This window comes from Affinibrenneria salicis (assembly GCF_008710095.1).
Genome location: NZ_VYKJ01000014.1, coordinates 19,333 through 39,003 on the forward strand (window position 1 = coordinate 19,333; position 19,671 = coordinate 39,003).

The following is a 19,671-nucleotide window of genomic DNA, read 5'->3' on the forward strand; positions in this document are numbered from 1 at the left end:
ATAAAAAATCAAATTCAGGCAATCAATAATACGAACTAAAAACCTAAAAATTGATTAATTCAATGTAATTTAAGAAAGTTGCTCAAAAGCTGATGTCCCTGCTCGCTCATGATACTTTCAGGGTGAAACTGAACCCCCTGCAGCGGCAGCGTGCGGTGACGAATTCCCATGATTTCATCCCGCTGACCATCGCGTTCCGTCCACGCGGTCACCGTGAAACAGTCCGGCAGGCTGGCGGATTCAATCACCAGCGAATGATAGCGGGTCACCGTCAGCGGCTGATTGAGGCCGTTAAACACGCCCTCCTGGCTATGACAGATTGTCGAGGTTTTACCATGCATCACCTGGCGGGCGCGCACCACCCGCGCGCCGAACGCCTGCCCCAGCGCCTGGTGCCCCAGGCAAACGCCCAGAATCGGCAACCGGCCGGCAAAATAACGGATCGCCGCCAGCGAGATGCCCGCTTCGTTCGGCGTGCAGGGGCCTGGCGAGATAACCAGCCGATCGGGCGCCAGACTGACGATATCCTGCAGTTGCAGCTCATCGTTACGTTTGACCACAACCTGCGCCCCCAGCTCGCTGAAGTACTGAAACAGGTTCCAGGTAAACGAATCGTAGTTATCGATAATTAAAAGAGACATGCGGTTAGTCATCAGAAGGTTAAACATTATGCCGGGCGCGGTACACTAGCCGCCGTCCTTCAACGCCCGGATGACGATGAACGGTCTGAGCGTCGTGGCGCCCGGCTCGCTCTTACTGGAGACGCTTTCCTCGAACATATCAACCCCTTCAACCGTAAGAGCGGCCTGTCCGAGCAACAACCGTGCCTCCTCGACGCCAAACAGCGTAAATCCGTATTGAACAAAGGGCAGTTCGCGCATGAAATCGGCCGGCACAAACGCCAGGCTAAATCGCGCGCCAGGTTTCAATACGCGGCAAACCTCAGCCAGGAACCGATCGGGCCGCGCCTGAAAATACAGGGTATTGACCGTCATGACCTTATCGAAAGTCTGTTCGTCGAAGGGAAAACGCTCGCCCGCGTAATGGGTGAAACGCGCCAGACCGCGCGCCGCCAGCGATGGGTTAAGCCGCTGCGCCTCTTCCTGCATCAGGGTCGAGGTTTCCAGCCCCTGATAGCGCAGCGCTGGCTGAGCGCGAAAGAGATCGGCGACGTGCGCGGCATTGCCATGACCGATTTCCAGCAAACGATCGCCGGCGGCCGCCTGCAGACTGGAAAAACAGGCGCGGGTCATACCGATATTGCTTTCATGCATCAGTTGGCCGATCTGGATCCCCCCGGCGCCGTGAGGCTGCCGCAGTTGCTGCGCCAGACTGAACATCTTATCGTCATCCACGCTATCCATGATCTCATCTCCGCTTCGGCCAGCAGTCAGGCAACCGCGGGCCGGGGAACATACAGGGGGGCGAAACGCGCCTTATCTCAGCCGGCGGACGTATCAGGGCAATACTTTGGCGGACTGGATCACAATAGGTTTTACCGGCACATTCTGGTAGGGGCCGACGTTCTCGGTTTGCACCTGAGAAATCTTATCCGCCACTTCCATACCTTTTACCACTTTACCGAATACCGCATAGCCGAAATCACGCTGGCCGTGGTCGAGGAAGGCATTATCCGCCACGTTAATAAAGAACTGGCTGGTGGCGCTGTCTTTTTCCATCGTACGCGCCATAGCGATCGTCCCGCGCAGATTGCGCAGACCGTTATCCGCTTCATTTTTGATCGGCGCCAGCGTCGCCTTCTGTGTCAGATCCGCACTAAACCCGCCGCCCTGCACCATAAAACCAGGAATCACCCGATGGAACGTTGTGTTGTTATAAAAACCGCTGTTAACGTACTCAACAAAGTTTTTTACGGACGTCGGGGCTTTCTGATCGTCCAGCGCCAGTTCGATATCGCCCGCGCTGGTCGTTAACAGCACATGAGTCGATGCCAGGACTGCCTGAGACGGGGCCAGCGCCAGCAGGGAAAAAAGCGTAGCGGCAGTCGCGAAAGTACGTTTGAACATGAGAATTCCTTTTAAGGAGATCTGAAACGGAAGCGTTCAGATTGTAAATAGGCTCACTCGTCGAAGCCACCGATTTACCTTTTTTTACGTAGATCGCCCGGCGCCGAACGCGTTGCCTCCGTGGCGCCAGAGGCACGTCGCGACGCGCGGATAGCGGAATACATGACCGATGGACATCTCGCCTGCAGAGACTGGCAAACCGGGGACGGCTATCCCCGGCCGAGTAGATACAGGCATAGTGGTTAACAGGACAAAACGACAGGCCGCCGCCATGAGCCAGGGATGCGTAGAATGAAGGCCTGACGCAGCGTACGGCCCCGACCTGAGCGGCAGAGACTGTACGGTATGGCTTACGACAGCTTACGGCTGAGCGACGAAACCGATGGCGTCGTACACCTGTTTCAGCGTTTTCTGCGCACGCGCACGCGCTTTCTCCGCCCCGTCGCGCATGATCTGCTGCAGTAGCGCTTCATTGTTGCGGAAATGGTAATAGCGCTCCTGCAGTTCGCCCAACATCCCGGCGACCGCTTCCGCCACCGCCCCCTTCAGATGGCCATACATCTGACCGGCGAACTCCTGTTCCAGTACGCTAACCGGCTTACCGGTCACGCCAGACAGAATATCCAGCAGGTTAGACACGCCGGCCTTATTAACCACGTCGTAGCGCACTACCGGCGGCTCATCCGAATCGGTCACCGCGCGTTTGATTTTCTTCACCACGGACTTCGGCTCTTCCAGCAGACCAATCACGTTATTGCGGTTGTCATCCGATTTAGACATTTTTTTAGTCGGCTCCAGCAGCGACATTACGCGCGCGCCGGTAGTCGGAATGAACGGTTCCGGCACCTGGAAGATATCGCCGTACAGCGTATTGAAGCGCTGGGCAATATCCCGGCTGATCTCCAGATGCTGTTTCTGGTCTTCGCCCACCGGAACCTGGTTAGTCTGATACAGCAGGATATCCGCCGCCATCAGCACCGGATAGCCGAATAGCCCGGCATTGATATTCTCCGCGTAGCGAGCGGACTTATCTTTAAACTGAGTCATACGGCTCAGTTCGCCGAAATAGGTGTAGCAGTTCAGCGCCCAGCTCAGTTGCGTATGTTCCGGCACATGGGACTGGACGAAAATGGTACTTTTCTGCGGGTCGATGCCGCAGGCAAGATAAAGCGCCAGCGTATCAAGCGTGGCTTTTCGCAGCTGTTGCGCATCCTGACGTACCGTAATGGCGTGCAGATCGACGATGCAATAGATGCAGTCGTAATCATCCTGCATGTTCACCCACTGACGCAACGCACCCATGTAGTTACCAATGGTCAATTCACCAGACGGCTGCGCGCCGCTAAATACAATGGGCTTACTCATGCTAATGCTTCCTGATTTTCTGAAAATGATCGCCCCGTCAGGGGCAGAATATCGGCAAAGCGCTCCAGGATGTAGTCAGGATGACTTAACGCGATCGCTTCGCCATAGTTATAGCCGTAAGTCAGGCCGGCGCTCACGCAGCCAGCCGCCTGCGCGGCCTGAATATCGTTGCGTGAATCGCCGACGAACAGCAGCTCTCCGGCGCGCAGTCCCAGCTTGCCCAACACCAGATACAGCGGAGCAGGATGCGGTTTTTTCACCACGACGTCATCGCCGCCGATAATTAATGAAAAATACGCGCTAATGCCCAGCGACTCAAGCAACGGCGCCACAAAGGGCGTCGGCTTATTGGTCACGATGCCCAGCGGAAATCCCTGCCGCGCCAGCTGCGCCAGCGTCTCTTCTACCTGCGGGAACAGCTTGCTGCCTGCTTCCACCGTGCGGGCATAGAACTGGTCGAACTGCGCGCGCGTCTCCGCCAGCCGGGCCGGCGTAATGTCGGCGTTGGCCCAGCGCAATGCGCGCTCGACCAGAATATCGGCGCCGTTGCCAATCCAGGTGGACACCAGCGCTTCACCGGCGGCGGGCAGAAACTGCGCCTGCAGAGCCATATCCAGCGCCGCCGCCAGTCCCGGCGCGCTGTCGACCAGCGTACCATCCAGATCGAACGCCAGCGCGCGGATCGCGGTCGTCTCAGCCATGGTTTACCTTAGCCAGTTCGCTGCGCATGTGATCAATCACCGACTGATAATCCGGCTGATCGAAGATCGCCGAACCGGCGACGAACATATCGGCGCCGGCGGCGGCGATAGCGGCGATATTGTTAACCTTCACGCCGCCATCCACTTCCAGGCGGATATCATAACCGCTGGCGTCGATACGCTGACGCACCTGACGCAGCTTATCCAGCGTGGACGGAATAAACGACTGGCCGCCAAAGCCAGGGTTGACCGACATCAGCAAAATGACGTCGAGTTTATCCATAACGTAATCGAGATAGCTAAGCGAAGTGGCGGGATTAAACACCAGCCCGGCCTTACAGCCGTGCTCTTTGATGAGCTGCAGCGAGCGATCGACGTGTTCAGAGGCTTCCGGATGGAAAGTAATGTAGCTGGCGCCGGCTTTGGCGAAATCAGGAATAATGCGATCGACCGGTTTCACCATCAGATGCACATCTATCGGCGCATCGATACCGTAATCACGCAGCGCTTTCAGCACCTGGGGGCCCATGGTCAGGTTGGGCACATAGTGATTATCCATCACATCGAAGTGAACCACATCCCCGCCAGCCGCCAGCGCGCTGGCCGTATCTTCGCCAAGCCGGGCGAAATCTGCCGACAGAATAGACGGCGCGATCAAAAACGGTTTCATTCGCATCTCCAAACGATAAAGTCTGAATATCAGCTGTCGGGAAACGTGAATATCGCCCCCCAATCAGCCCTGTATTTCTGGCAACCCGCGCGCCGCGCTGTTTATCGCCAGGCTAGCAGTACAGCGCCAGCAGCTCATTCACTTTACTGCGCCCCAGAATATTGCGGCTTATCGTACGACGCGCCTTCACCACATATAAGACGGCGTCCTGATACCACTCACGCGTCAATATCGTATCATGATTGGAAATCAGCACAGGGATCCGGCTCTCAACCGACAGCTGATGCGCCAGGCGGGCAAGGTTTTGCTGGTCAATGCTATTAAAATTATTGGTGTGGTAAGCGGTAAAATTAGCCGTGGCGGACAACGGCGCATACGGCGGATCGCAGTAAATCACCGAGCCAGGCGCCGCATTCAGTAGAGTTTGCTGATAATGTTCGCAGACGAAAGTCGCATTCTGCGCTTTTTTAGCAAACCAGCGCAGCTCTTCTTCCGGAAAGTAAGGCTTTTTATAACGGCCGAATGGCACATTAAATTCGCCGCGCAGGTTATAACGGCATAAGCCGTTATAACAGTGACGATTCAGATAGAGAAACAATACCGCGCGCCGATAGGCATCGGCGCACAGATTAAACTCATTGCGCAGCAGATAAAAAACTTCTGAGGTATTCAGTTCCCCAGTAAACATTTCACGGGCGTCCCGCACGAAATCATCCGTGCGGGTTTTAACGATATTGTAGAGGTTAATCAGATCGCTATTAATATCAGCCAGGATGTAGTTGTCGTATTCGGTATTCAGAAATACTGAACCCGCGCCAACAAAGGGCTCAATCAAGCAGTCTCCTGGTGGTAGATAGCGACGAATTTCCTCCACCAGCGGATATTTCCCACCAGCCCATTTTAAGAAAGCGCGGTTTTTCTTCATGCCGTCGTTAGTTACTCATACTATTCAGTCAGAGCCACGGATTGTACTCTGTTTCAGACAGCACATCAGGGCTAAACATTTGTATTACTTATTCAAGTCCTGCTTCACCTGACGGATCGGCTTAACCCACGGTTTTTTCGCCTGCACATCCGCCGGCAGCGGCGCGATAGCCCGCCTCGCTTCCGCGGAGGAAGAATACACGCCGTTCACCAGCACATACCAGGGTTTCCCATCCCGTTTGGTCTCGTAGACCCAATAGCCGGTGAGATTATGCTGCACTGCAAAAGCTTTTAATGTATCTGAGCGGGATGCGCTGCTCAGCTGCACCGTAAAATGACTGGCCGGCGCGGCCTGAATGCCGCCCGAACCGCTACCGGCTTGAGCCGGGCTCGCGCTGCGGGAGTCATTGCCGGCGTGGCCGGCGACCGGCGCCTTAGGCTGGCCGGCGGCGGCGGATTTGCCATTATGCGCATTTCTTTCGGCCGGCACGCGGGACGGCGTCCTGGTCGTGGTCGCCGGCGCCGTTTTGGTCGGCGCGGGTCCGACTCTGGCCGGTGCAGTCGGTAAAGAGGAAACCGGCGCCTGACTATTGTCGATGGCGCCCTGGGAATAATCGTCGATACTTCCCTGCTGATGGGAGAGCGCGTCCGTCATGTTGCCCGGTAATTCAACGCGTTGCTGGCCGCTGACCGGCTCCCGCGGGGCAGCCTGAGTCGGCTGAGGCGCGATTTCCGGCGCATTCAGTACCTGCGGCGTCTGGCTGCCGCTGTCGGCGGGCTGTCCGCCAGCGGTGGACTGTTCACCCGTCGCCGCGGAGAGATCGATGCTCTTCTCCGCGCCCGCCTGCTGCTGGCTGACCTCGTGATTCGTCGGCGCCTGCAGCGCAGAGCCGATGCCAATAATCAGCAGCAATAACACCAGGATCCCGATGCCAATCATCATATGCTGACGAGAAAGCGCTATTTTAGGCGCAGAAAAACCTTTGTTTTTCTGTTGACGCGCAGGACGACGATCGCTGGTATCTGGTTTCAGTTCGTCTTCCGGCTTGAACTCATCCATCTAAAACCCTCCAGGTAAGAGGTGAAATGCCGCAGCCATCACGCCGGCCCGGCCGGTTAAATCATAAGGCATCTGTAATTTATTAACCATAAACCATCAACCTGAGTCTGTCGCTAAACCCCGGAAAATCTTACCCGATTATGACTGTCAGACCAGACTGTCGGCGATGGATGACAACACGGTTTCATGCGATACGCCGCGACGGACTTCCGCCCGGCCAATGGCTAACGGCAGTACCAGACGCAACTCGCCGGCCAGCACTTTCTTATCGCGTAGCATATGCGGCAGATACGATTCGGGCGTCATCACGTCCGGTCCGCTGACCGGCAGGCCCGCGCGCGACAGCAGCGAACGGATCCGTTCACAATCTTGCGCGGAAAACTGGCCCAGACGCCGGGAGGCGCAGGCCGCCATCATGATCCCCGCCGCAACGGCTTCACCATGCAGCCAGTTGCCGTAACCCATTTCAGTTTCGATCGCATGACCGTAGGTATGGCCAAGATTGAGCAGCGCGCGTACGCCGTTTTCTCGTTCATCGGCCGCCACCACCTCTGCTTTTAATTCACAGCAGCGCCGGATACACCAGGCCAGCGCGCGGTTGTCCAGCGCGCGGATCGCTTCGATGTTTTGTTCCAGCCAGCAGAAGAAATCGGGATCGAGGATAATGCCGTATTTAATGACTTCGGCCAGACCGGAGGAGAGTTCACGCGCCGGCAGCGTTTTCAGGCAGTCCAGATCGACCACCACGGATGCCGGCTGATAGAAGGCGCCAATCATATTCTTGCCCAACGGGTGATTGACCGCCGTTTTGCCACCCACGGAGGAATCGACTTGCGACAACAGCGTAGTCGGCACCTGAATAAAACGCACGCCGCGTTGATAGCTGGCCGCGGCAAACCCGGCCAGATCGCCGATCACCCCGCCGCCCAGCGCCACCACCGTAGTATCACGGCCGTGCGGCTTCTCCAGCAGCGCGGTAAAAACCTGATCCAGCACGGTGAGAGATTTGTATTTTTCACCATCAGGCAAAATAACCTGATCGACCAGTACGCCCGCCTGTTCCAGTACCGTTCTGACGCGGTCCAGATACAGCGGGGCAATGGTCTGGTTGGTGACCAGCATAACCTGATCGCCAGCCTTTAACGGCATAAAAGAGGCAGGGTCGTGAAATAATCCAGCCGCTATCGTAATCGGGTAACTGCGTTCCCCCAGCGTTACGGTAATTCTTTCCATGCGCGAATAAAGACCTGTTAAAAAACCTGCCGGAGGCAGGTATGAAGATTAAAATGAGTTGCTTTCCAGCATATTAATAATCTGGTTAGCAACGACCTTAGCGCTTTGATCGTCAGTACGAATGGTGACGTCGGCGATTTCTTCATACAGCGGATTGCGTTCTTTCGCCAACTCTTCCAGAACTTCACGCGGTGGGTTTTCAACCTGAAGCAACGGACGCTTCTTATCGCGCTGGGTGCGAGCCAGCTGTTTCTCGATCGTGGTTTCCAGATACACCACTACACCCCGAGCGGAAAGACGATTGCGCGTTTCGCGCGATTTTACTGAACCGCCGCCAGTCGCCAGAACGATTCCCTGTTTCTCCGTCAATTCATTAATGACTTTCTCTTCGCGATCGCGAAATCCTTCTTCGCCTTCCACGTCGAATACCCAGCCCACATCAGCCCCGGTACGTCGCTCAATTTCTTGATCGGAGTCGAAAAACTCCATATTGAGTTGCTGAGCTAACTGACGGCCAATGGTGCTTTTGCCGGCACCCATAGGCCCAACCAGAAAGATATTGCGTTTCTCTGCCATGTTTTTTGGTATTACTAAGACAATTCGTTAATGATAACCCGCCCCGCTAATCAAACCAGCAGCGGGACCTAAACTGAAACCTCATGAGCGATAGTGCGAGAATCAGACAAAAAATTATCTCAACACTCAGGGGCGTTTGGCAACTGAATAAATTGCCTTACACACCACAGGTGGGTAAATAGCGTGTTTTATCGACATCTCCGGTGCAACAACACTTCAGTGCTCAATTCGCTAACCCTTGTAAGCTAAATCCGCCGCAGCGTCAAACTGAGAAGACGGTAATCGAACAAAATATTGAGACAGTTCGCTGAAAAAAAACTTTTTTTCCCGATGCTATCACATTGATGAGCGGAATATTCGGTCAGAGGGCGGCCGCAACGACGCGAGTCGCGGGAATGACGGGACAACAGCGTCAGGTCATCTGTAATCTACAAAATAATGGGCTATTGCGCTTATGGCTTTAGCAGCGTGGGGGTAATAAAAATAACCAGTTCGCGCCGCTGATGCTGCCGGGTACTTTTTTTAAACAGCCGCCCCAGCAGCGGAATGTCTCCCAGGCCCGGAACTTTTTCTTCTCCGCGGGTTTTCTGCTGCTGAAATATGCCGCCCAGCACCACGGTTTCACCGTCGCCTACCGTGACCTGAGTCTGGATCTCCTGTTTATCGATCGCCAACACCTCGCCGTCATCGCCCTGGCGAATCGCTCTGCCGGGCATATTCTGACTGATGCGCAAATTGAGCGTGATCCGTTCACCGCTGAGAATACGCGGAGTGACTTCCATACCGAGCACCGCCTCCTTGAACTCGATGGAAGTTGAACCGCTCGCCCCGCTCGATACCTGATAAGGTATCTCCGTCCCCTGTTTAATGCTGGCGGTCTGCTGATGGGCGGTAACCAAACGCGGGCTGGCCATGATCTCCACCTGATTCTCCTGCTCCAGCGCCATCAGCTCCAGATCCAGCAGGCGGCCGTTGATGCGGGCAAGATGGAAACCGGCGCGCGCCGTCGGCGTTTCGACCGGCAGGCTTACGGAAAAGTTATTGATGCGCAGCGCCCGCGCGCCGCTCTCCTGCGCGGCCAGCCCCCAGTTCACGCCCAGCTCGCGCAAATTCTCATTGCTCATGGTGACAATGTGCGCCGCCAGTTGAACCTGGGCCAATGGCAGATCCCGTTCCGCCACCCAGAGTTTCAGTTGCGCCAGCGCCTGCTCACTGTCCCGAATAAACAGCGTATTGGTGCGATTATCCGCCGTTACGCTGCCGCTCGCGGTCAGCAATGCGCCGCGCTGCGCGTTCAGGCTGTCCGCCACCTCTTGCGCATCGGCATGGCGCAGCGCCATCGACAGATTGCCGGGCGGCAGGTTCTGCTCCTGCCGCCGCCGCTGCGCCTCCTGCTGCCGTTGCCGCTGGAGCAGCACGCCGGCCGGGAACACCATCATCACATTGCCCTCACGCTCCATCGCCAGTTCCGCGCTGCGCAGGATGATATCCAGCGCCTGCGGCCAGGGTACGTCCGCCAGCCGCAGGCTAACGTCACCCTTTACCTCCGGGGCCACCACCAGATTCAGTTGCTGATGATCGGCCAGCGCCTGCAGCACACGCTGAACCGGCACCTCATCAAAAGCCATGGAAACCAGCGGGGGTGTCGACGCCGCGGACAACGGAGCAAAACAAAGAGCCAGCAGCAGACTCAGCCACCTCGCGCCGACCGGCGCCATTCTCGTCATGGCCGCCCCGCCCCGGATAGAAAAGGAGAAGACAGCCGCACGCTTTTCAGCGCAGGACCGCACTGCGGCGAGCGCCCGACGGCGATCAACTCCGCGCCGCGCTTATCCAGACGGACAATCCGCCACGCGCCCGGCAGCACATCGCCTGTGTTGATCTTGCGCCAGCCCGCCGCCTGCTGCGCCAGCCAGCCAGACCAGCGCGCATTCTGGCCAATGACGCCGCGCATCCGCCAACCGCTGAATGTTTCCGCCGGCGCGCAGAACGCCCCGTTCAGCGGCTGAAAAGGATCGCGCGCGGACGCCGCTTCATGACCCGCGCCGCCAGCCTGCATAACTACGCTCACGCCCATAATAAAGATCCCATATTTATTCATTCGGTTGCCGTTCATCCGTCCCTCGTATGGCGCTCAGTACCAGTGTGAGCGTCAATTCATCCTTATCGCGCGCGATCGCCAGCCGGACAATGCGCACCGGATGCGGCGCGGAATTAAACGCCTGCAGGAAACGCAAGAGCCGGTGATAATCGGCGCCCAGAATCAACTGCCAGTTGCGCATTGTTTGTGACGGCTCACTATCATCGGTAATCGTGTGCCAGGAAAGCAGACGGGCCCCGGATTGTCGTAGCGCGGCCATCACCCGGCCATGCACCGACGCGCCCCCGGACGCGGCGGGCCGTTCAACCAGCTCACGCCATTGTGCGGACAGCGCGTCGGCGGACGGCAGTTGCGCCAGTTTGCCGCGATACAGTTCAAGCTGCGTCTGAGTCTGAGCGATTTGCTGGCGCAGACTTTCCCGACCGCGCCATTCGCTCGCCAACGGCGCCCAGCCGGCCAACGCGCCCAGAATGCCGACTACCACGTTCTGCAGCCCAAACCGCAGCCAGAACGGCTGCGCCAGCCACAAAGGCCATAGGCTATTCATTAGGGGAAGACGCCCCCGTCGACCGCCACATCGCCTGCAGAGCAAAATGCAGCGGGCGCGCGTCCTCCGTGGACGGCGCGGCGCGGGATACTGTTTCCAGACGAATATTATTCAGCGCCGGATACGCCGCCAGCGCCTCACTGAACGCCACTATCGCGTCGTAAGCGTCACTGCCGCCATTCAGCGACAGGCGTTGATCCCGTTCCTGCAGCGAGGTCAGCCACAGCCGCGACGACACCAGCACCGGCAGTTGCGCCAGCAGGGCCTGATAACGCTGGTTATGTTGCTGACTGGCCAGGATCTCCGCCTGCCGCAGTTGGTGCCGTTGGATTTTCTGCCAGCATTCGCGCCGTTGCTGATAGAGCCCGACGGTGCTCTGCTGCTGGCGGGAAAGGCCATCCAGCGTCCGACTCAATGCCTGCTGCTGCTGCCGACAGGACAGAAACAACAGCGCGAACCCGCCCGCGACCAGCAGCATCTGCCCCAGCAGGAGAAGAAAACAGTGGCGTTTTTGCCGCCGCAGACGGTTCTGGCGCCAGGGGAGGAAATTAACCTGCACCATCAGGCATCTCCGGGCCGCAGCGCCAGTCCGCCAGCCAGCACAAACGCGCCTGGCCGCTCGGGCAACGGCGGCTGCAATTGGCTGAATGCGCTCAAAGGAGACCACAGAACGGCCTCGCCAGGGGCAGGCGGCGCCCCATGCTCCGCCGCGCTGCTGTAATATATCGGCTGCGAGACGGACATCGGGCACTGCGCGACAACCTGCCGCAGCGCATCGGCCAGATGGCGTATCTCATCGCGGTAAAGCATACCGAACTGCAGCGGCTGTCCCCACGAGGTGGTCCACAGCCAGCCTTCCGTCAGCTCATGCACCAAAATCCCCTCCTGCGCCAACCCGGCCGATTGCGCCATGCCGCGCAGAGCGCAGGGCATAATATCGACCGCGTCCGGGGTCAAACCGGCCTGGCGCAGGCAGCCCAGCCATAGATCCAGCTCCTGGCGCCAGGCGGCGGTCACCCGCAGCGAACCGGATTCCTCGCGATAGTCGAAAGTCAGTGACTCGCCACTCACCGGAAACAGCCTGGCCGCCATGGTTTCTATGTACCAGCTGCGCTCCGGCTCGCGCAGCCGGCGGTCAGGCAACGGCATGTTTTGCTGCAGGATGCGCTGCACCGGAAAACCGACCCGCAGCGAGATCGCGCGGGGCAATTGTTTACGCCAGTGCAGCAAGACCTCACAAAGACGGTCGGGATAGTGTAGACTACCGCCACGTAGCGTATCGTCCGGCAACCTGAGCTGCCACCATTGACGGAGCTGCCAGCCATAACGACGGCGCTGAACCGCGAGAGCGCGCAGGCATCCGTTTTGTATATCTAACCCAACCCGCCAGATCTGATAAGCCATGCGTAACGCGACCTCCCTATCGTTGAATAAAAGAACGTATCCACGTAGCAGGCTTACCTTTATACTAGCGCGCGGTTGTTTATAAACTATCCAGACCCGTTTGAATGGAAGATTTCAGGTGAAGTTCGTAAAGTATTTATTTATTCTTGTCGTGGCTTGCATCCTGCTGGGAGCCGCCTCGATATATGGCCTGTATCGTTATATCGAGCCCCAGTTGCCCGATGTCGCCACGCTGAAAGATATTCGGCTGCAAACGCCAATGCAGGTCTTCAGCGCCGAGGGGGAACTGATCGCTCAGTTCGGCGAAAAACGCCGGATTCCTCTGCGGCTGGATCAGATCCCGCCCGAGCTGGTGCATGCCTTTATCGCCACTGAAGACAGCCGTTTCTATGACCACCACGGCATCGATCCGGTGGGCATCATCCGCGCGGCCTCCATCGCCATGATGTCCGGCCATGCCTCGCAGGGCGCCAGTACGATTACCCAGCAGCTCGCCAGAAACTTCTTCCTCAGCCCGGAACGCACCCTGATCCGTAAAATCAAGGAAGTGTTCCTGGCGGTGCGCATCGAACAGTTGCTGAGCAAAGACGAAATCCTTGAGCTGTATCTGAACAAGATCTATCTGGGATATCGCGCTTATGGCGTAGGCGCGGCCGCGCACGTTTATTTCGGCAAATCCGTCGATCAGCTCACGCTGAGCGAGATGGCGATGATTGCCGGGCTGCCCAAAGCGCCCTCCACCTTCAACCCGCTCTACTCCTACGACCGCGCGCTATCGCGCCGCAACGTGGTGCTGGCGCGAATGCGCGATGAAAACTACATCACTCAGGCCCAGTACGATCAGGCGCGCAACGAGAAGCTGGAAGCCGACTACCACACGCCGGAAATCGCATTTTCCGCCCCCTGGCTGGCGGAAATGGTGCGTCAGGAAATGTTCAATCGCTATGGCGAAAATGCCTATAACGACGGCTATAAGGTCTACACCACGGTGACCAGAAAGCTGCAGCTGGCCGCCCAGGACGCTCTGCGCAACAACGTACTGGCTTACGATATGCGACATGGCTACCGCGGCCCCGAAAAGGTGCTATGGCGAGTCGGCGAAGCCGCATGGGATCGCAGCCGGATTATCGATACGCTGAAAAAACTGCCGGTCTACGGCCCGCTCATGCCGGCGGTCGTCACCCTGGCCGATGCGGACCAGGCCACCGCGCAACTGGCCGACGGCAGCAGCATTCAGTTGCCGATGGAAGGCATTCGCTGGGCGCGCGCGTACAAATCCGATATGCTGCAGGGCGCGATGCCGCGCCGGGCCACCGACGCCGTGCAGGCCGGTCAGCAAATCTGGGTGCGTCAGGTCGGCAACGTCTGGTGGCTGGCTCAGGTGCCGGACGTCAATTCGGCGCTGGTCTCTCTTAATCCGTCCGACGGCGCCGTGCGGGCGCTGGTGGGCGGGTTCGACTTCAACCTGAGCAAATTTAACCGCGCCACCCAGGCGCTGCGCCAGGTCGGCTCCAACATCAAACCGTTCCTGTACACCGCCGCCATGGATAAGGGCCTGACGCTGGCCTCGATTCTCAACGACGTGCCGATTGCCCGCTGGGACGCCGGCGCCGGTTCCGACTGGCGGCCGAAAAACTCGCCGGCCGAATACGACGGTCCGATTCGCCTGCGTCAGGGGCTGGGGCAGTCGAAGAACGTGGTCATGGTGCGCGCCATGCGCGCCATGGGGGTGGATTACGCCGCCGAATACCTGCAGCAGCGTTTCGGCTTCCCGGCGCAAAACATCGTGCATAGCGAATCGCTGGCGCTGGGCTCAGCCTCCTTCACCCCGCTGCAACTGGTGCGGGGATATGCGGTGATGGTCAACGGCGGTTACCTGGTCGATCCCTACTTTATTACCAAAATCGAAAATGACACGGGCGAGGCCGTCTTCACCGCAACGCCGAAAGTCGTTTGCAATAACTGCAATCTGCCCGTGGTCTACGGCGAATCGCAGCGCTCGCTGGTGTTGTCTGACGATAATACCGAGAACGTCGCCACATCGCGCGAGACGCCGCAGCCGGGCGTCGTGCCCGAACCGCGGATTGAGCCGGTGACGCCCGCCCAGGCGCAGCAAAGCGATTCGCAACCCTATGCGCCGCACGTGATCAGTACGCCGCTGTCCTTCCTGATCAAGGACGCGCTCAACTCCAACGTCTTCGGCGAACCTGGCTGGATGGGCACCGGCTGGCGCGCCGGCAAAGTACTGCAGCGTCGCGACATTGGCGGCAAGACCGGGACGACCAACAGTTCCAAAGATGCCTGGTTCTCCGGCTATGGCCCGGATATCGTGACATCCGTCTGGATAGGATTCGACGATCATCGCCGCGCGCTCGGCCGCACCACGGTATCCGGCGCGCTCAAGGATCAAATATCCGGCTATGAAGGCGGCGCAAAGAGCGCTCAGCCGGCATGGGACGACTTTATGAAAGTCGCGCTCGAAGGCGTACCGGAACAAAAACTGACGCCGCCGCCCGGCATCGTCAGCGTCACGATCGATCGCAGCACCGGTAAACTATCCGGCGGCGGGGGCAATAGCCGCAGCGAATACTTTATCGACGGCACCCAGCCGACGGAATATTCGGTGCACGAAGCCGGCACCACGCTAATGGATAATGGCGAAAGTCAGGAATTATTCTGATGCGAACCGCCCGGCGCAGGGAAGCGCGGGCGGTATTCGTCTGTCGGCAGAGGATCAGCGGGACAGCCAGCGCTGAGTAAGAAACAGCGCACTGATGTTGCGCGCCTCGCGAAAATCGGGTTCTTCCAGCAGCGCCAGCATATCCCGTACCGGCCAGCGTACCTGCGGCATCGGTTCAGGCTCATCGCCCTGCCGGCTTTGCGGATACAGGCCCTGCGCCACCACGATATTCATCCGGCTGGAGAAGTAGGAGGGAGCCATGGTCAGCGTGGTCAGCAGCTCCAATCGCTCAGCGCCAAACCCTACCTCTTCCATCAGTTCGCGGTTCGCCGCCTCAAACACCGTCTCGCCGGGATCGATTAACCCCTTCGGAAATCCCAATTCGTATTGTTCGATGCCCACGGCATATTCGCGAATCAACAGCAGATCTTCACCCAGCATTGGAACGATCATGACAGCCTGCCGTCCTGACGGGCGCATGCGTTCATACACCCGACGAGCGCCGTTGCTGAATTCAAGATCGACCGATTCCACATTAAACAAGCGCGAACGCGCCACTGTTTCTATACTAAGGATCCTGGGCTTTTGCAGGTTGTTATTCATCATGGCTCCATAGCGAGCGATCGCCAGAACGACAGCCTGCCTTCCCTGGGCGGCCAATAAACATGGCATCCACCCGCTATTAATAACGTGCCGTTGAACAGAAAGGAGGCTAGCTTTCTTTTTTGATCTTACTCACATTGTGCGTTAACCTGGTTGGTAACCGCAACTATCATGTTGGCAATTTCACGTAATTTTAACAAGAAATGTTAACTATTCACATTGAAAGATAAAGTAAAAAGTCAATAGCCGGGAAAAAAATTCAGATTTTCCTCATACCGGACACCCTGTCCAGCTGCTACCCTTCTGCCTCAGCCGGATAAAAGCGACTGTCATACTGACAACCAGCAACAGGGCGTTCTGATTATTATCACTTATTTAATTTTGCTAGTATCCGATCAACAGGGAGCCATTATCTTTTGTATGGAGATGACATGAGCACAACTCTGGTTACCGTATTGGCAGTGCTCTTCGCCGGTTTGGTGGCTGTCGGGTGCTTCACGGGCTATTCCCTGCGCCATCGTCTGCCCTTTACTCGTATCTTGTCTTCCGGCTCTTCGGCTTTTCGCCAGCTCACGCCCGAAGAGCGGATTGCCGTTGAGCGCTATCTGGCGCAGCGCGACAGCAATGGGCCGGTGGTGCGCACCGGTTACCGCCTGGCGCGCACGATGCAAAGCAACCGCGTCTACCCAATGACTCGCGCTATTACGCGCTATAGCCTGACGGGAGAGTCGCCCAACAAGGCGCGTTATTACATCGATACGCAGGAAGTGGACCTGCCGCCATTCTGGGATAAATACATTACCCAGGATAATAACGTGGAAATCATCCAGACCGGCGCCACGCCGCTGGTGGTGTCGCTGAACGGCCACTCGATTATCGACTACGTTAATGAACGGCCATTCGCCAGGCAGTCACAGGCGTCGCTCTCCGTGCCGCCGGCGTCCATTCATCAGACCAAAACGGAAGATCCGGTCGAACTGGTCACGATCCGTAAGGAAACGCCGCAGGAACACGCGATATACCGTTCCGGCCGGTTAAAAGAGGCCGGTCTGCTGTGTGTTTCGCTGCTGTTGCTGCTGATTAGCCTGAATAGCCCTATCAGCCTGTTGCCCTGGCTGGTGGGCGCGTCGCTATTGCTGGCGCTCTGGAGCGGCTGGCAGATGTTAAGGCGGCCGTCCCGCCGCGAACTGCGCGAAATCCACTGCCTGCGCGGCACGCCCAAGTGTCTCGGCCTGTTTGGCGAATCGCGTCAGGAACAGGCCAGCAATATCTCGCTCGGCAATATCGATCTTATTTATCCGCCTCACTGGCAGCCGTGGGTCAGCCAGGACATCAATAAAAAGACCGATGTGGATATCTATCTCAGCCAGCACGTTGTGCGCCAGGGGCGCTGGCTGTCGCTGCATGAGGAAGTCAAACGCTTTCCTCTGCAGCGCTGGGGGAAAAACCTGGTGCTGGCCGGCGGTTCTCTGCTGATGATGATTGCGCTGCTGATCTATGTTCCGCTCGGTTTACCGCTCAAGCTCAGCCTGGCCTGGCTACAGGGCGCGCAGAGCATTCAGGTTTCTCAGGTCGACGCGCTGGAAAATAAAACGCTAAGCATCGGCGATACGCTGCAGATTCAGGGAACCGGCATGTGCTACGTGCCGTCAGGCCTGCACTATCCGGTCAGCCGGACGGACTACGCCTTTACCCCGTTCGACTGTTCCGCCATCTACTGGAATAAGGCGGAACCGCTGCCGTTGCCGGAATCGGATATCATCGAAAAGACCGCCGCGTTGCTCAAAACGGTCAACGAACAGCTGCATCCTCAAATCGGCGACGGCGACAGAGTCAGCTCGCAGCTGGCCAGCGCCATCCAAAAATCAGGCATGATATTGCTGAATGATTTCTCCGGTCTGGTGCTGAAAACGCAGGATCTGTGCAACCGTGCGGAGGATTGTCCGCGGCTGAAGAACGCGCTGGTGAATCTGGGCAACGCGCCGGACTGGGATTCGCTGATTAATCGCGCCCGCTCCGGCACGCTCAACGGGATGAACGTCCTGCTGCGCCCGGTCAGCGCGGAGAATCTGGAGATGCTGGTCAATAACGCGACCGATTTCTTTTTCTATCAGGAAATCAATCGCTCCGCCGACCTGCTGAATAGCCCGCCGCCCGGCGGTTTTCTAATCCGCAGCGATGAAGGCCGTCAGTTGGTCGCCCATCCGGCGCCGCCGATGCCGCTGCATGAATACACCGCCCCGCAGCAGTGGCAGGAACTGCAGCGGCTTTCGTCACTGCTGCTGCAAACGCCATTCAGCGCGACCGGAGTGATCACGCAAATCACCACCGACGCCAACGGCACCCGCCATATCGATCTGCACAGCGAACCGGATGCCATTACCCTCTGGCGCCACCTGGGCACCTGTCTGCTGCTGCTGCTGTTGAGCATTATTTTTATGGTCAACGTCGCGCTGCTGGCTATCCGCTGGCGTAAAAACCGGCATCGCATGGCCGACATCCATGCCTGGTACGCCGGGCATTTCGCGTCTCAGAGCGTCATTCCACGCCTGCTCGGCGCGCATATCTTCAGTACGGGAAAGGGGCGGTCGGCAAAATAATTATGCTACCCTGAGGTGAATAACCTCAGGCATTTGACCGACCCCGGAGTTTCCATGAATCCTCAACTTGACTGGCAGGCGATCGATACCGTCATTCTGGATATGGACGGCACGTTGCTGGATTTAGCCTTCGACAGCTATTTCTGGCTGCATCTGGTGCCTCAGACCATTAGCGAACAGCGCAATATTTCGCTGCCGCAGGCCCAACAGTTGATTCATGATGAATACCATTCCGTGCAGCACACGTTGAACTGGTATTGTCTGGACTACTGGAGCGAACGCCTGGGGCTGGATATTTGCCGCATGACCAGCGAGACGGGCGTGCGGGCGCGTCTGCGCGACGACACGGCGCCGTTCCTCAACGCGCTGCGGCGCAGTAAAAAACGTACGATTCTGCTGACCAATGCGCACCCTCACAGTCTGGCGGTCAAAGTCGAACATACCGGGTTGGACCGACACCTTGATTTATTACTTTCCACCCATACTTATGGGTATCCGAAAGAAAATCAGCGTTTGTGGCGCGATGTGCAGCGCCATACCGGTTTCGACCCGGACAGAACGCTTTTTGTCGACGATAGCGAACCGATTCTGGATGCCGCCAAATGCTTTGGCATTCGTTATTGTCTGGGCGTACGTAATCCGGATTCAGGCCAGCAGGAAAAAGAGTTCCTCCGGCATCCATCCATGAGCGATTACCATACTCTGCTGCCGGCTCTGGAGCAGAGCGCCTGTCGTTGATAACCAGGAGAACGCGGCATGAAAGAACACAACGCGACGGACGGCGCCATCCGTCTGGATAAATGGCTGTGGGCGGCGCGCTTTTACAAAACCCGCGCGCTGGCGCGCGAGATGGTGGACGGCGGTAAGGTGCATTACAACGGCCAGCGCAGTAAACCAGGCAAACTGGTCGAGGTGAACGCGGAAATTAAACTGCGTCAGGGCAATGACGAACGCACCGTGATTGTACGGGCCATCAGCGGGCAGCGCCGGAGCGCCAATGAGGCGCAAACGCTCTACCAGGAAACGGCCGCCAGCGTCGCCAACCGGGAAAAAGTGGCGCTGGCGCGCAAAATGAGCGCGCTGACCATGCCGCATCCGGATCGTCGCCCGGATAAAAAAGAGCGCCGGACGCTCATCAAATTTAAATACAGTGACGCGGAATAATCCGCGCCCGCAGCGA

At 57.7% G+C, this 19,671-nt stretch carries 20 protein-coding genes; 4 read left to right on the plus strand and 16 right to left on the minus strand.

The genetic code is table 11. The annotated features are described in order from the left end of the window. Positions 1-59: 59 nt before the first annotated feature. The 15 genes from FJU30_RS21455 to pilM all read right to left on the minus strand — a co-directional run bounded on the left by FJU30_RS21455 (position 60) and on the right by pilM (position 12,608). The gene (locus tag FJU30_RS21455; protein ID WP_150437018.1) at positions 60-641 is read right to left on the minus strand and encodes an aminodeoxychorismate synthase component II; all 582 of its coding nucleotides are present in this window, start codon (positions 639-641) and stop codon (positions 60-62) included. Between the two features lie 45 nt (positions 642-686). Further along, positions 687-1,364 carry a class I SAM-dependent methyltransferase gene (locus tag FJU30_RS21460; RefSeq protein WP_150437019.1) on the minus strand — a complete coding sequence of 226 codons (678 nt, stop codon included), beginning with the start codon at positions 1,362-1,364 and terminating at the stop codon, positions 687-689. A 93-nt stretch (positions 1,365-1,457) separates the two neighbouring features. Beyond that, on the minus strand, positions 1,458-2,027 hold the full coding sequence (gene ppiA, locus FJU30_RS21465; RefSeq protein WP_150437020.1) for a peptidylprolyl isomerase A: 570 nt from the start codon (positions 2,025-2,027) through the stop codon (positions 1,458-1,460). A 360-nt stretch (positions 2,028-2,387) separates the two neighbouring features. Next, positions 2,388-3,392 carry a tryptophan--tRNA ligase gene (trpS, locus tag FJU30_RS21470; RefSeq protein ID WP_150437021.1) on the minus strand — a complete coding sequence of 335 codons (1,005 nt, stop codon included), beginning with the start codon at positions 3,390-3,392 and terminating at the stop codon, positions 2,388-2,390. After that, positions 3,389-4,093: a phosphoglycolate phosphatase gene (locus FJU30_RS21475; RefSeq protein ID WP_150437022.1), complete on the minus strand. Its 705-nt coding sequence runs from the start codon at positions 4,091-4,093 to the stop codon at positions 3,389-3,391. The genes trpS and FJU30_RS21475 overlap by 4 nt, the downstream gene beginning before the upstream one ends. Further along, positions 4,086-4,763 carry a ribulose-phosphate 3-epimerase gene (gene rpe, locus FJU30_RS21480; protein WP_150437023.1) on the minus strand — a complete coding sequence of 226 codons (678 nt, stop codon included), beginning with the start codon at positions 4,761-4,763 and terminating at the stop codon, positions 4,086-4,088. The genes FJU30_RS21475 and rpe overlap by 8 nt, the downstream gene beginning before the upstream one ends. A 112-nt stretch (positions 4,764-4,875) precedes the next feature. Continuing rightward, positions 4,876-5,688: an adenine-specific DNA-methyltransferase gene (gene dam / locus FJU30_RS21485; protein WP_150437024.1), complete on the minus strand. Its 813-nt coding sequence runs from the start codon at positions 5,686-5,688 to the stop codon at positions 4,876-4,878. 84 nt (positions 5,689-5,772) lie between these two features. Next, positions 5,773-6,747, minus strand: a complete 975-nt coding sequence (locus FJU30_RS21490) for an SPOR domain-containing protein (RefSeq protein WP_150437025.1) — start codon at positions 6,745-6,747, stop codon at positions 5,773-5,775. Positions 6,748-6,894: 147 nt separating this feature from the next. Then, positions 6,895-7,980: a 3-dehydroquinate synthase gene (gene aroB / locus FJU30_RS21495; RefSeq protein WP_150437026.1), complete on the minus strand. Its 1,086-nt coding sequence runs from the start codon at positions 7,978-7,980 to the stop codon at positions 6,895-6,897. A 48-nt stretch (positions 7,981-8,028) separates the two neighbouring features. Further along, the gene (gene aroK / locus FJU30_RS21500; protein ID WP_150437027.1) at positions 8,029-8,556 is read right to left on the minus strand and encodes a shikimate kinase AroK; all 528 of its coding nucleotides are present in this window, start codon (positions 8,554-8,556) and stop codon (positions 8,029-8,031) included. A gap of 452 nt (positions 8,557-9,008) precedes the next feature. Continuing rightward, on the minus strand, positions 9,009-10,283 hold the full coding sequence (gene hofQ, locus FJU30_RS21505) for a DNA uptake porin HofQ (protein ID WP_191091667.1): 1,275 nt from the start codon (positions 10,281-10,283) through the stop codon (positions 9,009-9,011). Beyond that, entirely contained in the window at positions 10,280-10,657 is a 378-nt protein-coding gene (locus FJU30_RS21510; protein WP_191091668.1) for a HofP DNA utilization family protein, read from the minus strand. The genes hofQ and FJU30_RS21510 overlap by 4 nt, the downstream gene beginning before the upstream one ends. Continuing rightward, complete coding sequence (locus FJU30_RS21515) at positions 10,650-11,204, minus strand: hypothetical protein (RefSeq protein WP_150437029.1); 555 nt, start codon at positions 11,202-11,204, stop codon at positions 10,650-10,652. Before FJU30_RS21515 ends, FJU30_RS21510 begins: the two co-directional genes overlap by 8 nt. Beyond that, positions 11,197-11,766: a PilN domain-containing protein gene (locus tag FJU30_RS21520; RefSeq protein WP_150437030.1), complete on the minus strand. Its 570-nt coding sequence runs from the start codon at positions 11,764-11,766 to the stop codon at positions 11,197-11,199. Before FJU30_RS21520 ends, FJU30_RS21515 begins: the two co-directional genes overlap by 8 nt. Beyond that, positions 11,766-12,608 (minus strand): pilus assembly protein PilM, encoded by an 843-nt coding sequence (pilM, locus tag FJU30_RS21525; RefSeq protein WP_150437031.1) that lies wholly within the window; start codon positions 12,606-12,608, stop codon positions 11,766-11,768. The genes FJU30_RS21520 and pilM overlap by 1 nt, the downstream gene beginning before the upstream one ends. A 118-nt stretch (positions 12,609-12,726) precedes the next feature. On the opposite strand from pilM, the gene mrcA reads away from it, so the two are divergent. Then, a complete protein-coding gene (mrcA, locus tag FJU30_RS21530) occupies positions 12,727-15,288 on the plus strand; it encodes a peptidoglycan glycosyltransferase/peptidoglycan DD-transpeptidase MrcA (protein WP_150437032.1) in 2,562 nt (853 codons plus the stop codon). 54 nt (positions 15,289-15,342) lie between these two features. On the opposite strand, the gene nudE is transcribed toward mrcA, so the two are convergent. Next, complete coding sequence (gene nudE / locus FJU30_RS21535) at positions 15,343-15,891, minus strand: ADP compounds hydrolase NudE (protein ID WP_150437147.1); 549 nt, start codon at positions 15,889-15,891, stop codon at positions 15,343-15,345. 431 nt (positions 15,892-16,322) lie between these two features. Here nudE and FJU30_RS21540 point away from each other — a divergent pair, with 431 nt between their 5' ends. Genes FJU30_RS21540 through hslR form a run of 3 tightly spaced genes read left to right on the plus strand, consistent with a single transcriptional unit; the run spans position 16,323 to position 19,655 of the window. Continuing rightward, positions 16,323-18,491: an IgaA/UmoB family intracellular growth attenuator gene (locus tag FJU30_RS21540; RefSeq protein ID WP_150437033.1), complete on the plus strand. Its 2,169-nt coding sequence runs from the start codon at positions 16,323-16,325 to the stop codon at positions 18,489-18,491. Between the two features lie 54 nt (positions 18,492-18,545). Beyond that, entirely contained in the window at positions 18,546-19,229 is a 684-nt protein-coding gene (gene yrfG, locus FJU30_RS21545) for a GMP/IMP nucleotidase (protein WP_150437034.1), read from the plus strand. 18 nt (positions 19,230-19,247) lie between these two features. Continuing rightward, positions 19,248-19,655, plus strand: a complete 408-nt coding sequence (hslR, locus tag FJU30_RS21550; RefSeq protein ID WP_150437035.1) for a ribosome-associated heat shock protein Hsp15 — start codon at positions 19,248-19,250, stop codon at positions 19,653-19,655. Positions 19,656-19,671: the final 16 nt, after the last annotated feature.

Bases quoted from the DNA above. Each gene is read 5' to 3' on its own strand.
- rpe (WP_150437023.1), bottom strand. From the start codon at position 4,763: ATGAAACCGTTTTTGATCGCGCCGTCTATTCTGTCGGCAGATTTCGCC.
- FJU30_RS21475 (WP_150437022.1), bottom strand. From the start codon at position 4,093: ATGGCTGAGACGACCGCGATCCGCGCGCTGGCGTTCGATCTGGATGGT.
- FJU30_RS21540 (WP_150437033.1), top strand. From the start codon at position 16,323: ATGAGCACAACTCTGGTTACCGTATTGGCAGTGCTCTTCGCCGGTTTG.
- aroK (WP_150437027.1), bottom strand. From the start codon at position 8,556: ATGGCAGAGAAACGCAATATCTTTCTGGTTGGGCCTATGGGTGCCGGC.
- FJU30_RS21460 (WP_150437019.1), bottom strand. From the start codon at position 1,364: ATGGATAGCGTGGATGACGATAAGATGTTCAGTCTGGCGCAGCAACTG.
- FJU30_RS21455 (WP_150437018.1), bottom strand. From the start codon at position 641: ATGTCTCTTTTAATTATCGATAACTACGATTCGTTTACCTGGAACCTG.
- hofQ (WP_191091667.1), bottom strand. From the start codon at position 10,283: ATGACGAGAATGGCGCCGGTCGGCGCGAGGTGGCTGAGTCTGCTGCTG.
- FJU30_RS21515 (WP_150437029.1), bottom strand. From the start codon at position 11,204: ATGAATAGCCTATGGCCTTTGTGGCTGGCGCAGCCGTTCTGGCTGCGG.
- ppiA (WP_150437020.1), bottom strand. From the start codon at position 2,027: ATGTTCAAACGTACTTTCGCGACTGCCGCTACGCTTTTTTCCCTGCTG.
- dam (WP_150437024.1), bottom strand. From the start codon at position 5,688: ATGAAGAAAAACCGCGCTTTCTTAAAATGGGCTGGTGGGAAATATCCG.
- trpS (WP_150437021.1), bottom strand. From the start codon at position 3,392: ATGAGTAAGCCCATTGTATTTAGCGGCGCGCAGCCGTCTGGTGAATTG.
- pilM (WP_150437031.1), bottom strand. From the start codon at position 12,608: ATGGCTTATCAGATCTGGCGGGTTGGGTTAGATATACAAAACGGATGC.
- hslR (WP_150437035.1), top strand. From the start codon at position 19,248: ATGAAAGAACACAACGCGACGGACGGCGCCATCCGTCTGGATAAATGG.
- yrfG (WP_150437034.1), top strand. From the start codon at position 18,546: ATGAATCCTCAACTTGACTGGCAGGCGATCGATACCGTCATTCTGGAT.
- FJU30_RS21490 (WP_150437025.1), bottom strand. From the start codon at position 6,747: ATGGATGAGTTCAAGCCGGAAGACGAACTGAAACCAGATACCAGCGAT.
- FJU30_RS21510 (WP_191091668.1), bottom strand. From the start codon at position 10,657: ATGAATAAATATGGGATCTTTATTATGGGCGTGAGCGTAGTTATGCAG.
- FJU30_RS21520 (WP_150437030.1), bottom strand. From the start codon at position 11,766: ATGGTGCAGGTTAATTTCCTCCCCTGGCGCCAGAACCGTCTGCGGCGG.
- aroB (WP_150437026.1), bottom strand. From the start codon at position 7,980: ATGGAAAGAATTACCGTAACGCTGGGGGAACGCAGTTACCCGATTACG.
- nudE (WP_150437147.1), bottom strand. From the start codon at position 15,891: ATGAATAACAACCTGCAAAAGCCCAGGATCCTTAGTATAGAAACAGTG.